A 13,968-nucleotide genomic window follows, 5' to 3' on the forward strand; every position below is an offset into this window, starting at 1 on the left:
GTTCAAGTCGTGGTCATGGCCGATCTGTGGAGCATCGGGGAACTCGCCGAACGGGCGGGCGTCACCGTGAAGACCGTCCGCTTCTACTCCGACCGCGGCCTGCTGCCCGAGGCCGCCCGCAGCACCGGCGGCCACCGCAGGTACGGGCCCGGGGCGCTCGACCGGCTGCGGCTGATCCGCTCGCTGCGCGCCCTCGACCTGCCCGTCCCCGAGATCGACCGCGTCCTGCGCCGCGAGGACACCGACACCGGGGCCGACGCGCTGGAGGACGCCGTCGCCCGGCAGTTGAAGGAGCTGGGCACCCAACTCGTCGCGCTGCGCTGGCGGGAGGCCGCCCTGCAGCTGCTGCGCGACTGCACCACCGAGGAACGCGCCGACCGGCTCCGGCTGATCGGCGTGGTCGCCACCCCGCCCGACACCACCGCTCTGGCCCGCTACTGGCGGCGGGTCCTGCCCGGCGGCCTGTCCACCCGGCAGATCCGGTGGATCGTCGACGCGGCGGTGCCGCAGCCGCCCGCCGAGCCGCGGCCGGCCCAGGTGCTGGCCTTCGCCCGGATGCACGCCCTCGCCACCATGCCCTGCCCCGCCGGCGGCAGCGACGCGCCGCCCCCGCCCCCGGCGGACGCCCGCGACTACCGCCCGGCCGTGCTCTACGACGGCCTCGGCGAGGCGTACGAGCTGGCCGCCCCGGCGCTGCGCAGCGGAGGGGCGCCGCAGCCGGGCGAGGCGCTCGACTGCTTCGTCGCCGCGTACGCCGGGGCCCACGGCGACCGGGACACCCCGCTGTTCCGCCGCCGGCTCGTCCACCGCCTCGACGCCCTCGCCCACCCGGTGATGGACCGCTACTGGCAGCTCGCCGGCGAACTCGCCGACCCGGCCGCCCCCACCCTCGGCGCCGCCCACGACTGGCTCCGCGCCGCCCTGACGGCCGACCCGGCCTGACCGGTCGGGCCTGCCCGGCCCGACACGGGGGTACGCTGACACCCACCCCGTGGCCGCCACGCGGGCGATCCGCTCCCTCGACGTTCCGTCAGGTCTCCGAGCGCCGCCCGACGTCCCGCCCGGGGCCCACTCCCTCCCGAGCGAAATGCGGTGCCGCCGTGCGCGCCTCCCTGTTCACCGTCGACCTGCCCGGCCCCGGCCGGCTCAGCACCATGGCCCGCCCGCGCGGCCACGACTGGCTGCCGGACGAGATGGCCGCGCTGGCCGCCGCCGGCACGGACGTGCTCGTCTGCGCGCTCACCGCGGACGAACGCGAGGAGCTCGGCCTCACCGCAGAGCCCGAGCTCGCGGCCGCCGCCGGACTGGAGTACGTGGCCCTCCCGATCCCCGACCGGACGGTTCCCGACCCGGCCGCCGTGCTGCCCGCCCCCCACCACCTGTCCGCCCGACTGCGGCACGGCGCCCACGTGGTGACGCACTGCCGGGCGGGCATCGGCCGCTCCTCCCTGCTCGCGGTCTCCCTCCTCGTCCTCGGCGGCACCCCACCCGGGACCGCCTGGGCCGCGGTCGAACGGGCCCGCGGCCTCGCCGTCCCCGACACCCCCGACCAGCGCGCCTGGCCCACCGCCCTGCTGCGGCACACGGCCTGATCGGGGCCGGTCCCGGTCGGTCCGGACCCGCGGGCGGGCCCGACATGCCACGTTCGGCGCAGGGTGGGCGGTCGGTGGCCGGGGGCGCGGGAGACTGGGGGTGGTCGAGCGAGACGGAGGGCCGAGCCGTGAGCGGTGCCGCGCAGTTCCATGCCTGGGACGTACGGGAGTCGGGGCCGGCCGACGCGCCGCACCGGGTGCTGCTGCTGCCGGGCGGGCTGTGCAGCACGGCCTTCTACGACGACCTGATGGCCGCCGAGCCGCTCGCCGGGGCGCCGATCCGGCTGGTGGCGGCGACCGTCCCGGGCCACGCGGGGACGGTCGCGCCGCGTGACGTCTCGATGGAGAACTACGCGGCGATCACCGCGGCCTTCGCCGCCGAGCAGGGCTGCACGGCGGTGGTCGGGCACAGCATCGGTGCCAACATCGCGCTGGAGATGGTCGGCGGCGGGCACTTCGCCGGACCGGTGGTGCTGCTCTCGCCGACCTTCTCGCGGTCGGACGAGTCCACGGCGCTGGCGGTCGCGACGAAGCTCGGCCGGGTGCCGGGCCTCGGCGCGGGGGTCTGGCCGGCGATGCTGTGGCTGGCGCCGAAGGCCCTGGCGGACAGCATCCCGGAGCCCCGGCGGGCGCCGCTGCTGGCCGACCTGAAGCGGAACTCGGCGGCCTTCTGCCGCCGGGCGATGACCGAGTACTTCGCCTACCTCGACCGGCACGGCTCCCTCGTCCCGCGGCTGTGCGGGGCGGGCGTCCGGGCCCGGGTGGTGCGCGGCGACCGGGACGAGGTCGGGCTGACCGGCGAGGAGCGCGCCGCGCTGGAGGCCTGCCCGTCGGTCACCCTGGAGACCGTCGCGGACAGCGGCCACCTGGTGATGGTGGAACAGCCCGCGGCGGTGGCCCGTCTGATCGCCGACGCCGTCCTCCGCCCGGACCGCTGACGGCCGCCGTCACACGGTGAGCACCACCTTGCCGCGGGCGTGCCCGGCGTGGACGTGCCGCACCGCGTCCGCCGCCCGGTCCAGCGGGTAGCCGCGGTCGAGGACGGGCACCAGCCGGCCCTGCTCGGCGGCCTCGGCCAGGTGACGCAGGTCCGCCGTCCGGGCCTGCGCGACCAGCGTGCGCAGCCGCTGTCCGACGAAGGGCGAGAGCGCGACCGCCCGCAGTTGCCGGTCGAGGCCGCCCAGCCATCCGCTGCCGCCCTCGCCGCCGACGATGACCAGGGTGCCGCGTGGGGTGAGGACCTGCCGCAGCAGCGACAGCGGCCGGTTCCCGGCGGTGTCGAGGACGAGGTCGTAGCGGTATCCGCCCTCGGTGATCTCCTCGCGGGTGTAGTCGAGCACCCGGTCGGCGCCGAGCGAGCGGACGAGTTCGGTCTTCCCGGTGCTGCACACCCCGGTGACCTCCGCACCGAGGAGCTTGGCGACCTGCACCGCGTACGAGCCGACGCCGCCGGCCGCGCCGATCACCAGGACGTGCTGCCCGGCCCGGAGGCCGCCGGTGTCGCGCAGGGCCTGCAGCGCGGTGCAGCCGGAGATCGGCAGGGCCGCGGCCTGTTCGAAGGTCAGCCCGGTGGGCTTGGGGGCGAGCCGTCCGGGCCTGGCGAGGGCGTACTCGGCGAAGGATCCCTCGCAGACGCCGAACACCTCGTCCCCGGGCCGGAAGGCGGTGACGTTCGGGCCGACCTCCTCGACGACCCCGGCGGCGTCCAGGCCGCGGACGGGGTTGCGCGGGGTGCGCAGCCCGGACGCCAGCCGCACGGGGTGGGGGAGGCCCGCCATGAGGTGCCACACGCCGGGATCGACTCCGGCCGCGCGGACCCGGACGAGGACCTCGTCCGCCCCCGGCCGCGGCCGCTCGACCTCCCTGAGCTGCAGCACCTCGGCCTCGCCGTACCTGTCCTGCACAACGGCCCTCACTGTGCCTCCCCCTCGGTCTGCGGGTACTGGAAGACGTCGTCGAGTGCGACGCCGAACACCCGGGCGATCTGGAACGCCATCTCCAGCGAGGGCGAGTACCGGCCCTGCTCGATGGCGATGACGGTCTGTCGGGTGACGCCGATCCGCTCGGCCAGTGCCGCCTGGGTCATCTCCCCGTGGGCGAACCGGAGCGCGCGGATGCTGTTGGTGACCCTGGTCGGCTTCACCACGGGCCGAACCCCCGCCGGTAGGCGGCGATCTTCGCGGCCGAGCCGAGCAGGGCCGAGAGGACGAAGGCCAGGTACGTCGCATTGGCGATCCAGAAGTGGTCGGCGCGGAGCATGGCCAGGACGAGCACGGCCACTCCGCCGATCCCCAGGAAGGACTGGCCGACGTGGTCGCCGAACCGGTGGATCTCGCGGTCCCGCTGGTCCTTCTGCCGGTCGCCCTCCGGCGAGGCGAGCGAGACCGCGATGTGCAGCACGATCGAGACCGCGATCGCGAGGCCGACGCTCCAGAGCAGGGCCGCCCGGTACGGCGCGGCGGTGAGCGGACCGGAGCCGGCGCCGCCGAGGACGACTGCCGCGTACGCGGCGTAGCTGCAGAGCGTGACCAGGAGCATGATCCAGGCCCGCTTCTCTTCGACTGCCATACCGGCAAGGTAAAGCAGACCGGACATCGTGTCAAAGATTCTTTACCTCGCGGGCTGCGTCGGAGTCGACGCACGCGCTCCCGCCGGACGGGTGAAGCCCACGGCCCGGCCGGCGGGCCGACGCCGGGCGCACCGCGGGCCCGCGCATCATCGGGCATGGCCACCCCCGCGCCGCGCCGGCCCCGCCCGCACCGCCTGCGGCCACCCGAACTCCTCGACCCCGCAGGGCTGGTGGACCCGGCCGACCCGGTCGACCTGGCCCGCCCGGTCTGGTACGCCGCGTACGGCTCCAACATGCGCCGGACCCGGCTGCACGCCTACCTCGCGGGCGGCAGCCCGCCCGGCGCCACCCGCCGCTACCCGGGCTGCCGCGACCCCCGCCCGCCCGCCGCCGACCTGCCGCTGCTGCTGCCGGGCCGGCTCTACTTCGCCCGGGAGTCCCTGGTCTGGGGCGGCGGCATGGCCTTCCTCGACGCCGAGGACGACGGCGAACTGCCCGTCCGCGGCTACCTGCTGACCCTGGACCAACTGCTCGACATCGCCGCCCAGGAGATGCACCGCACCCCGCGGGCGTCCGCCGCCCCGGGCCTGGCCGCCGCCCTGCGCGACGGCCGCGCCACCCTCGGTCCGGGCCGCTACGAGACCCTGCTCTGCCCGGGCACCCTGGACGGCCACCCGGTGGTCACCTTCACCGCCGCCGGACGCAGCAGCGAGGCACCGCTGACGCGCCCCTCCGCCGGCTACCTGCGGCACCTCGCCACCGGCCTCGCCGAGTCCCACGGCTGGCCCGCCCCGCGCGCCGCCGCCTACCTCAGCACCCGGCCGGGTGCCGCCGGCCGCTGGACCCCGGACTCCCTCCTCACCGCCCTCCGGTCCCGGTCGGAGCAGTGACGCCCCGTCGGGGCAACGAGGAAACCGGTTGCGCGGCACGGGACACTGGAGCGGTGATCACCGAGGAGCGCGCCGTCGAACTGGTCGAGACCGAACTGGCCCGCGACCGGCTGGCCGACAGCCGGAAGGCGTACCTGCCCGAGTTCGCCGCCCACCGGGTGGACGAACTCGCCGTCGGCTGGCTCGTCTTCTGCCAGTCGTCGGTGTGGCTGCGCACCCGGGACGAACGCGACAGCTTCCGGAGCGGCCCGTACCTGGTGGACCGGCAGGACGGAAGCGTCCACTTCGTCCGCGAGACCTGCCTGCACGAGGACTGGCAGACGTTCTACCGCCGCGAGGTCCGGGGCGGGACGGACGACGACCCGCTGGTGATCGAGATCCGCGGTCTGGCGCGGTCCGCCGGGCCGGTCGCGGCGATGCACCGGCTGCGCCGGCTCCACCCCCGGCTGGGCATCGCCCAGGCCAAGGCCTACGTGACGGCCGTCGCGCAGGGCGCCCAGCCGCCGGAGGAACTGGTGCGGCTCACCCGGCCCGACGACCCGTGGCTGCGTGCGGACATCCAACGCCTCACCGGCCCCGCCGGGCAGCCGCTCACCTGACGGGACCGGCCCGCGGCCGTCAGCCCGGCCCCGCCGCTCGGCGCCCCCGGACGGCCCCCAGCGCGGTGCCGGCCGCCACGCAGGCCCCGGCCGCCGCGAGGCCGGCCGGCCGCGCGCCCCCACCCCACAGCGCGGTGCAGGCCAGCGTGGCCGCGGTCGCGCAGACGCAGCCGCCGGCGAGGCCGAGCAGCATGCCGGTGACCGCACCGGCCCGCCGACGCCCGGCCGCCGGGACGGCGGCGACCGGTTCCGGCCCGGGCCGCCGGGCCCAGGACGGCAGCACCGGAGCGGGCGGCGGGGGTGCGGCCACCGGCTGCGGCCGGACGGCGGGCCGGTGCGGCACGGCCGTCCACGGCAACTGCTCCAGCAGCACCGTCACCTGGTCGAAGGGCCGGCCCGGTCCGAGCGCGACCAGCGTCCGCGCGCTGGCCGGCGACAGCTCCAGCCGACGGGTGACCACCGTCCGGCCGCCGGCGGGCATCCGCAGCGAGCTGTCCCGGTAGCGGTGGAACCGCCCGTCCACGTCCAGGACGAGCGCACAGCTGCTGCGCACCTCCGTGCGGCGCGTCCGCACCGCCGCCCCGCCGCGGTCCCAGGCGGGCAGCCGGTCGACCACCCAGCCGTCCACCGCGGCGCCCTCGTCGTCCCGGAACGACAGCGGCGCGACACCCTGCGCCAGCAGCGTCCGGGCGGTGCCGCGGGCCAGCACCAGCAGCTCCTCGTAGGCGTCCACCGGGCCCGGTCAGCCCTCGTCGCCGCAGCCGGGGCACGGCCGCCGCGGCACCTCGGTGGCCGCGCACCCGCCGTACGTCGTGGTCTCGCCCATCTCGCCGTCCCCTCCCGAAGCGGTGTCAGGTGCGCGAGCGTAGCCACGCACCGGGGCGGCGGAGGGCCGGCGTTCGGAACCGGTGCGGATCGACCGGATCCGACGGTTCCGGACCGCGAACGAGAGGTTCCTGCCCGGCCCGGGCCCCGCGCTCAGCCCTTCTTCGCCCGGCTCGGCTGCACCCGCATCGGCTCGCCCGGCATCTTCGGATGGTCCGGCGGGTAGGGCAGGTCCACGGCGTCCTGCTGCGCGAACAGCTCCAGCACCGGGTCCAGGCCGAACGCGAAGTCGTCCATCTCGGCGTGCAGGTCGCCGAGTTCGGCGAACCGCGCGGGCACCGTCCGCAGGTCGAAGTCCTGCGGGACGACGTCGTCGATCTCCTCCCAGCGCAGCGGGGTGGAGGCGGTCGCCCCGGGCCGGGCCCGCAGCGAGTACGGCGAGGCGATCGTCCGGTCGCGGGCCATCTGGTTGTAGTCCACGAAGATCCGATCGCCGCGCTCCTCCTTCCACCAGGCGGTGGTCACCCGTCCGGGCATCCGGCGCTCCAGCTCCCGGCCGAGCGCGATCACGGCGTGCCGGCAGTCGGTGAAGGTCCAGCGCGGCTCCACCGGCACGTAGACGTGCAGCCCGCGCCCGCCGGAGGTCTTCGGCCAGCCGCGCAGCCCCAGCTCCTCCAGCAGCACGCGCAGCTCGTGCGCGGCGGTCACCGCGTCGTGGAAGTCGGTGCCCGGCTGCGGGTCGAGGTCGATCCGCAGCTCGTCCGGGTGCTCGGTGTCGGCACGGCGCACCGGCCAGGGGTGGAAGGTCAGGCAGCCGAGGTTGGCGGCCCACAGCACCGCGGCCGGCTCGTTCGGGCAGACCTCGTCGGCGCTGCGGCCGCTCGGGAAGACGATCCGGGAGGTCGGCAGCCACTCCGGCAGGCCCCTGGGCGCCCGCTTCTGGTAGAAGAACTCGCCCTCGACGCCGTCCGGGAACCGCTGCAGCGTGGTCGGCCGGTCCCGCAGCCCGCGCAGCACGCCCGGCGCGACCGCCAGGTAGTACTCGGCGACGTCCCGCTTGGTGAAGCCGCGCGCCGGGTAGTAGACCTTGTCGGGGTTGGAGAGCCGGACCGACCGGCCGTCCACCTCCAGTTCAACCGCTGTCGAGGCCATGCCTCCCACGCTAGGCGGGCCCCCCGCATCCGGCGCGCGGGCCGTACGACGTGCGGCGACGATCGGAGCATGGACCTTCCCGTGATGCCGCCCGTGCAGCCGATGCTCGCCAAGTCGGTGGCCGAGATCCCGTCCGGCATGCAGTACGAGGCCAAGTGGGACGGCTTCCGCGCGATCGTCTTCCGCGACGGCGACGAGGTCGAGATCGGCAGCCGCACCACCAAGACGCTCACCCGGTACTTCCCCGAACTGGTGGAGGCCTTCCGCCGCGAGCTGCCCGCCCGCTGCGTGGTCGACGGCGAGATCGTGATCGCCCGGGAGGGCCGGCTGCGCTTCGAGGAACTGCTGGAGCGCATCCACCCGGCGGCCTCCCGGGTCCGCACCCTCGCCGAGCGCACCCCCGCCTCGTTCGTCGCCTTCGACCTGCTGGCGCTGGGCGACACCGCCCTCGCCGACCGCCCGCTCGCCGAGCGCCGCAGCGCCCTGGAGTCCGCCCTGGCCGGCGCCCGTGCCCCCGTCCACCTGGCGCCCGCCGTGACCGACATCGAACTCGCCCGGACCTGGTTCGCCCGGTACGAGGGCGCCGGACTCGACGGGGTGGTCGCCAAACCGCTGGACGGCCCGTACGCGGCAGGCGAGCGCACCCTCTTCAAGATCAAGCACCAGCGGACGGCCGACTGCGTCCTCGCCGGCTACCGCGAGCACAAGAGCGGACCGGTCGTCGGCTCGCTGCTGCTCGGCCTCTACGACGGCGACGGGCAGCTGCAGCACGTCGGGGTCTGCGCCTCCTTCCCGATGGCCCGGCGCCGCGAACTGGTCGAGGAGCTGGCCCCGCTGCGGCTCGACGACCTCACCGGCCACCCGTGGGCGGCCTGGGCCGACGAGAGCGCCCAGGCCGCCTCCCGGCTGCCCGGCGCCGTCAGCCGCTGGACGGGCACCAAGGACCTCTCCTGGGTGCCGCTGCGCCCCGACCGGGTCCTCGAGGTGGCGTACGACCACATGGAGAGCACCCGCTTCCGGCACACCACCCAGTTCCGCCGCTGGCGCCCCGACCGGGAGCCGGTCAGCTGCACCTACGAGCAGCTGGAGGAGCCGGTCTCCTACGACCTGTCGGACGTCCTCCGCTGAACCCGGCCCGGCTCCGGGTCGCTCGCATCGCCAACTCCGCTGCCCGAGTGCCGCGTTGTGCATTGACACGGACGCGGCGGCACGGACACCATGGACGCCGCCCGCTGCCTGCCGACACCACCCCGGTCGGCTGCAATGGGAGCGCTCCCATGACATTGCAGCAGGTCACGGGTGTTCCCCGAGGCTGCCCGCACTCCGCCCCGGTCCCACCCACCCCCACCGCCACCCGCTGTTCCGCCCCCGCGCACCTGCCCCCGGCGCCGCCAGCCGCGTCCCCTCCGCCGGGCCCACCCCGCCGTCCCGGAAGGACGCCCGTGCCCTACTCCGCCGCACCCCCACCCGGCCCGGCCGCCCCCGCGCCCACCCGTCCGGCCGCCCGCCGCCACCGGCAGGGCCCGGCCCGCCGCACCGCCTTCGGGGCGGCCGCCGCCCTCGCGCTCGCCGCCGGCGCCCTGCTGCCGCTGCACGCCGCGCCCGCCCGCGCCGCCGCCCCGGCGTTCAACTACGGTGAGGCGCTGCAGAAGTCGCTGCTCTTCTACGAGGCCCAGCAGTCCGGCAAGCTGCCCGCCACCAACCGGGTGGGCTGGCGCGGCGACTCCGCCCTCGACGACGGCAAGGACGTCGGGCTCGACCTCACCGGCGGCTGGTACGACGCCGGAGACCACGTCAAGTTCGGCCTGCCGATGGCCGCTTCCACCACCATGCTGGCCTGGGGCGGCATCGCCGCGAAGCAGGGCTACACCGCCTCCGGCCAGATGCCGTACCTCAAGAACAACCTGCGCTTCGTCGACGACTACCTGCTCAAGGCGCACGCCGCCCCGAACGTGCTCTACGGCCAGGTCGGCAACGGCTCGGCCGACCACGCCTGGTGGGGCCCGGCCGAGGTGCTGCCGATGGCCCGGCCCGCGTACAGGATCGACGCCACCTGCCCCGGCTCCGACCTCGCCGGCGAGACCGCCGCCGCCCTCGCCTCCTCCTCGATCGTCTTCGCCGACAGCGACCCGGCGTACGCCGCCACGCTGGTCACCCACGCCAAGCAGCTGTACTCCTTCGCCGACACCCACCGCGGCAAGTACAGCGACTGCATCAAGGACGCCCAGGGCTACTACAACTCCTGGAGCGGCTACAACGACGAACTGGTCTGGGGTGCGATCTGGCTGTACAAGGCCACCGGCGACAGCAGCTACCTCGCCAAGGCCGAGACCTACTACGCCGACCTCTCCACCGAGCCGCAGAGCAGCACCAAGTCCTACCGCCGGACGATCGCCTGGGACGACAAGTCCTACGGCGCGTACGTGCTGCTCGCCCAACTCACCGGCAAGCAGCAGTACGTCGACGACGCCAACCGCTGGCTGGACTGGTGGACGGTCGGCGTCAACGGCAGCCAGGTGAAGTACTCGCCCGGCGGCGAGGCCGTGCTCGACTCCTGGGGATCGCTGCGCTACGCCGCCAACACCTCGTTCGCGGCGCTGGTCTACTCCGACTGGCTCACCGGCGACGCCACCCGCAAGGCCCGCTACCACGACTTCGCCGTCCGCCAGATCGACTACGCGCTCGGCGACAACCCCCGCAGGTCCAGCTACCTCATCGGCTTCGGTGCCAACCCGCCGAAGAACCCGCACCACCGCACCGCCCACGGCTCCTGGACGGACCAGCTCACCAACCCGGTCAACAGCCGCCACACCCTGATCGGCGCCCTGGTCGGCGGACCGAGCTCGCCCGACGACTCCTACACCGACGACCGCTCCAACTACGTCAACAACGAGGTCGCCACCGACTACAACGCCGCCTTCACCGGCGCCCTCGCCCGGCTCTACGGGGAGTACGGCGGCAGCCCGCTCGCGGCCTTCCCGCCCACGGAGACCCCGGACGGGCCGGAGACGACCGTCCAGGCCTCGGTGAACGCCTCCGGCACCAACTTCACCGAGATCAAGGCGTACCTCGTCAACACCTCCGCATGGCCCGCCCGCGCGCTGAGGAACGCCTCGCTGCGGTACTGGTTCACCCTGGAGCCGGGGGTGAGCCCGAGTCAGATCACCCTCACCACCAACTACAACCAATGCGGGGCGATCAGCGGCCCGACCCTGTACTCCGGCTCCACCTACTACGTCACCGTCGACTGCTCGAACACCGTGATCGCGCCGGCCGGACAGTCCGCGTACCGCAAGGAGGTCCAGTTCCGGATCGCCTCCTCCGGCGCATGGGACCCGACCGACGACTGGTCGTACCAGGGAATTTCGCCGGTACCCGGCTCGACGCCGGTGAACGCGCCGAACATCCGGCTGCTGGACGGGGGAGTACCGCAGTGGGGCGCCGAACCGGACGGCACCACGCCGTCGCCGTCCCCCTCGCCGAGCCCCAGCTCCTCGCCGTCGCCGTCGCCGTCTCCTTCACCCTCGCCGTCTCCTTCGCCTTCACCCTCGCCCTCGCCGAGCGGCAGCCCCACCCAGCCGATCGCCGGCTGCACGGTCGCCTACACGGTGGGCAGCAACTGGGGCACCGGGTTCACCGCCGACGTGACCGTCCGCAACACCGGGAGCACGACCGTCTCCGGCTGGACGCTCGCCTGGACCTACCTGGGCGGTGAGAAGATCACCAACGCCTGGAACGCCCGCGTCACCCAGTCCGGCGCGGCCGTGACCGCCGGCGACGCCGGCTGGAACGGCACCCTCGCCCCGGGCGGCACCGCCTCCTTCGGCTTCCAGGCCACCGGAAGCCCGGCCGCCCTGCCCGCCTTCAGCCTCAACGGCCGGGCCTGCACCACCTGAACCACCCCTCCCACCGCGGTCCGGCCCACCGAGGGGGCGGGCCGGACCGCGGACCCCTCCGGGCGCCGAGGCACACCTGCCCCGGCCGCCCCGCCGCGCGATACCCGGCAGCCTCCGGACGGCCCTGCTGACACCGCCGCCCCACCTGCTCTCCCGGGCGATCGACCAGGGCCTGCCGGGCGGCGACACCCGTGCCCTGCAGGCCCGGCCACCGCCCGGCACACCGAACGGGCACTCGCCGCCGTACTGGCCGGGCGCACCGTGAGCGCCGTCGCGCACCGCCTGCACACCGCCCACGACGCCGACCAGGCCGCGGTCCTGGAGGACCTGGGACGGGTCTTCAGAGGCGTACGGATGCCACACAAGGGCGCGTGGGGGCACCTGGATCGACCACCCGGGCACCCTTGAAGACGACTTCCCGGCCGCCGAGTGCGGCACGTGCCGCGGACAGGTCGGCCTCCCGGGCGCCGTGGGCCAGCAGGTAGTCGGTGACCGAGCCGTGCCGGCTGCGGATCCACTGCATCGCCCGGTCCAGGTGGACGGCGGCGACCGGACGGGAGTTGTGGCCCGGTCCGGCCGTCGCCGCCGACAGGCCCAGGGCGGCGTTGGACAGCAGGAAGTCGGCGGTGGTCTCCGCCGCGGAGGCGCCCAGCAGGGTCTGCAGGACGGCGACGACCACCCCGGTGCGGTCCTTGCCGGAGGCGCAGTGGACGAGGACGGGCAGCGCCCCGGGTTCGGCCAGCCGTCGGACGAGCGCGGCCGCGGCCGGTCCCGCGTGCTCCGCCATGGCGGGGTACAGCTCGGCCTGCTCGGCCGGCCACCGCCGCTCGGTGAAGACCGGCAGGCGCCGGTGGTCGACGGTGAGGCCGCGGCAGTCGTCCGGCAGCTCCGCCACCTCGGGGACGCTCCGCAGGTCGACGACCGTCCGCACGCCCAGCTCGGCGAGCCGGCGCGCCCCCTCGGGCCGCAGCCCGTGCAGCGCCCCCGACCGGTACAGCACGCCGCGCCGCAGCGCGCCGACCCCGCCCGCGTCCCGGACGTTCCGCACCCCCGCGACCTCGACGGTCGGTGCCGCCGGGCCGAGGACGGTCTCCTCCGCGATCTCCACGCCGTGCCCCTCCCGTGCCGCCGCTCCGCGGGCAGACGATACCCGGGGTCCCGCACCGACCCGCGGTAGCCCGGACGGGTGGTGCTCGGCATGCCGTGGGGGTGGTCGGGATGCCCGGCGGCCGGTGCTCGGGGACGATCGTTCAGCCCAGCTACGACCGCCCTTAAGAATTCCTCGATGGACCGGACCTGCTCCGGCACGGCAGATTTCACCGTGCCCGGCGCGGCAGGGGTTGCAGCGCCGGGCTTCCGTTCCACCCTCCCTCAGGAGCGCTCGCCGTGAAGGCACTCGTCAAGCACCAGGCCGAGCCAGGTCTCTGGCTGATGGACGTCCCCATGCCGGAGATCGGCCCCGCGGACGTGCTGATCAAGGTGCTGCGCACCGGCATCTGCGGTACCGACCTGCACATCCGCTCCTGGGACGGCTGGGCGCAGCAGACCATCAAGACCCCGCTGACCATCGGTCACGAGTTCGTCGGCGAGGTCGCCGCGATCGGCGCGGCCGTCGCCGACATCGAGGTGGGCGACCTGGTCAGCGGCGAGGGCCACCTGGTCTGCGGCAAGTGCCGCAACTGCCTGGCGGGCCGCCGCCACCTCTGCCGCAACACGGTGGGCCTGGGGGTGGGCCGCGACGGCGCGTTCGCCGAGTACGTGGCGCTGCCCGCGTCCAACGTGTGGGTGCACCGGGTGCCGGTGGACCTGGACGTCGCGGCGATCTTCGACCCGTTCGGCAACGCGGTGCACACCGCGCTGTCCTTCCCGCTGGTCGGCGAGGACGTGCTGATCACCGGCGCCGGCCCGATCGGCATCATGGCCGCCGCGGTCGCCCGGCACGCCGGCGCCCGCAACGTGATGATCACCGACGTCTCGCCGTACCGCCTCGACCTCGCCCGCAAGGTCGGCGTCACCCTGGCGCTGGACGTCTCGCAGCACAGCATCGAGGAGGGCCAGCAGCAGCTGGGCCTGCGCGAGGGCTTCGACGTCGGCCTGGAGATGTCCGGCCGCCCCGAGGCGATGCGCTCGATGATCGCCAACATGACGCACGGCGGCAAGATCGCCATGCTGGGCCTGCCCGCCGACGAGTTCCCGGTGGACTGGGCGTCGATCGTCACCTCGATGATCACCATCAAGGGCATCTACGGCCGCGAGATGTTCGAGACCTGGTACGCGATGTCCGTCCTGCTGGAGGGCGGCCTGGACCTCACCCCGGTGATCACCGGCCGGTACGCCGCCACGGACTTCGCCGAGGCCTTCGACGAGGCCGCGAGCGGCAACTGCGGCAAGATCATCCTCGACTGGACCGTCTGAGCGCGCACCGCCCGCACCGCCCGGCCCTGC

Annotated in this window: 14 protein-coding genes; 8 read left to right on the forward strand and 6 right to left on the reverse strand. The window is 75.0% G+C overall.

What is annotated here, in order from left to right; genetic code table 11:
- The first annotated feature begins 15 nt into the window (after positions 1 to 15).
- From AB0442_RS02785 to AB0442_RS02795, 3 genes are all read left to right on the forward strand, one after another.
- Positions 16 to 942, forward strand: coding sequence for a MerR family transcriptional regulator (locus tag AB0442_RS02785; RefSeq protein WP_366160170.1), 927 nt, complete (start codon positions 16 to 18; stop codon positions 940 to 942).
- Positions 943 to 1,100: 158 nt separating this feature from the next.
- Positions 1,101 to 1,592, forward strand: a complete 492-nt coding sequence (locus AB0442_RS02790) for a tyrosine protein phosphatase (protein WP_366160172.1) — start codon at positions 1,101 to 1,103, stop codon at positions 1,590 to 1,592.
- A 128-nt stretch (positions 1,593 to 1,720) separates the two neighbouring features.
- Positions 1,721 to 2,530 (forward strand): alpha/beta hydrolase, encoded by an 810-nt coding sequence (locus AB0442_RS02795; protein ID WP_366160174.1) that lies wholly within the window; start codon positions 1,721 to 1,723, stop codon positions 2,528 to 2,530.
- 9 nt (positions 2,531 to 2,539) lie between these two features.
- Here AB0442_RS02795 and AB0442_RS02800 read toward each other — a convergent pair whose 3' ends face one another.
- The 3 genes from AB0442_RS02800 to AB0442_RS02810 are packed head-to-tail and all read right to left on the reverse strand — an operon-like array spanning position 2,540 to position 4,160.
- Positions 2,540 to 3,508 carry an NAD(P)-dependent alcohol dehydrogenase gene (locus AB0442_RS02800; RefSeq protein WP_366160175.1) on the reverse strand — a complete coding sequence of 323 codons (969 nt, stop codon included), beginning with the start codon at positions 3,506 to 3,508 and terminating at the stop codon, positions 2,540 to 2,542.
- Complete coding sequence (locus AB0442_RS02805; protein WP_363540755.1) at positions 3,505 to 3,708, reverse strand: helix-turn-helix transcriptional regulator; 204 nt, start codon at positions 3,706 to 3,708, stop codon at positions 3,505 to 3,507. The genes AB0442_RS02800 and AB0442_RS02805 overlap by 4 nt, the downstream gene beginning before the upstream one ends.
- 23 nt (positions 3,709 to 3,731) lie before the next feature.
- The gene (locus tag AB0442_RS02810) at positions 3,732 to 4,160 is read right to left on the reverse strand and encodes a hypothetical protein (RefSeq protein ID WP_366160177.1); all 429 of its coding nucleotides are present in this window, start codon (positions 4,158 to 4,160) and stop codon (positions 3,732 to 3,734) included.
- Between the two features lie 156 nt (positions 4,161 to 4,316).
- Here AB0442_RS02810 and AB0442_RS02815 point away from each other — a divergent pair, with 156 nt between their 5' ends.
- Positions 4,317 to 5,051, forward strand: coding sequence for a histone deacetylase (locus tag AB0442_RS02815; RefSeq protein WP_366160179.1), 735 nt, complete (start codon positions 4,317 to 4,319; stop codon positions 5,049 to 5,051).
- A 53-nt stretch (positions 5,052 to 5,104) separates the two neighbouring features.
- The gene (locus AB0442_RS02820) at positions 5,105 to 5,650 is read left to right on the forward strand and encodes a YrhB domain-containing protein (RefSeq protein ID WP_366160181.1); all 546 of its coding nucleotides are present in this window, start codon (positions 5,105 to 5,107) and stop codon (positions 5,648 to 5,650) included.
- Between the two features lie 19 nt (positions 5,651 to 5,669).
- On the opposite strand, the gene AB0442_RS02825 is transcribed toward AB0442_RS02820, so the two are convergent.
- A complete protein-coding gene (locus AB0442_RS02825; RefSeq protein ID WP_366160183.1) occupies positions 5,670 to 6,383 on the reverse strand; it encodes a hypothetical protein in 714 nt (237 codons plus the stop codon).
- A 245-nt stretch (positions 6,384 to 6,628) separates the two neighbouring features.
- Positions 6,629 to 7,627 (reverse strand): non-homologous end-joining DNA ligase, encoded by a 999-nt coding sequence (ligD, locus tag AB0442_RS02830; protein WP_366160184.1) that lies wholly within the window; start codon positions 7,625 to 7,627, stop codon positions 6,629 to 6,631.
- A 69-nt stretch (positions 7,628 to 7,696) separates the two neighbouring features.
- On the opposite strand from ligD, the gene AB0442_RS02835 reads away from it, so the two are divergent.
- Positions 7,697 to 8,755: an ATP-dependent DNA ligase gene (locus tag AB0442_RS02835; protein WP_366160186.1), complete on the forward strand. Its 1,059-nt coding sequence runs from the start codon at positions 7,697 to 7,699 to the stop codon at positions 8,753 to 8,755.
- Between the two features lie 314 nt (positions 8,756 to 9,069).
- Entirely contained in the window at positions 9,070 to 11,523 is a 2,454-nt protein-coding gene (locus tag AB0442_RS02840) for a glycoside hydrolase family 9 protein (RefSeq protein WP_366160188.1), read from the forward strand.
- Positions 11,524 to 11,863: 340 nt separating this feature from the next.
- Here AB0442_RS02840 and AB0442_RS02845 read toward each other — a convergent pair whose 3' ends face one another.
- Entirely contained in the window at positions 11,864 to 12,631 is a 768-nt protein-coding gene (locus tag AB0442_RS02845) for a tyrosine-protein phosphatase (RefSeq protein WP_366160189.1), read from the reverse strand.
- Positions 12,632 to 12,909: 278 nt separating this feature from the next.
- Here AB0442_RS02845 and tdh point away from each other — a divergent pair, with 278 nt between their 5' ends.
- Positions 12,910 to 13,938, forward strand: coding sequence for an L-threonine 3-dehydrogenase (gene tdh, locus AB0442_RS02850; protein WP_344625870.1), 1,029 nt, complete (start codon positions 12,910 to 12,912; stop codon positions 13,936 to 13,938).
- The last annotated feature ends 30 nt before the right edge of the window (positions 13,939 to 13,968 follow it).

Source organism: Kitasatospora sp. NPDC085895 (assembly GCF_040702125.1).
Lineage (GTDB): Bacteria > Actinomycetota > Actinomycetes > Streptomycetales > Streptomycetaceae > Kitasatospora > Kitasatospora arboriphila.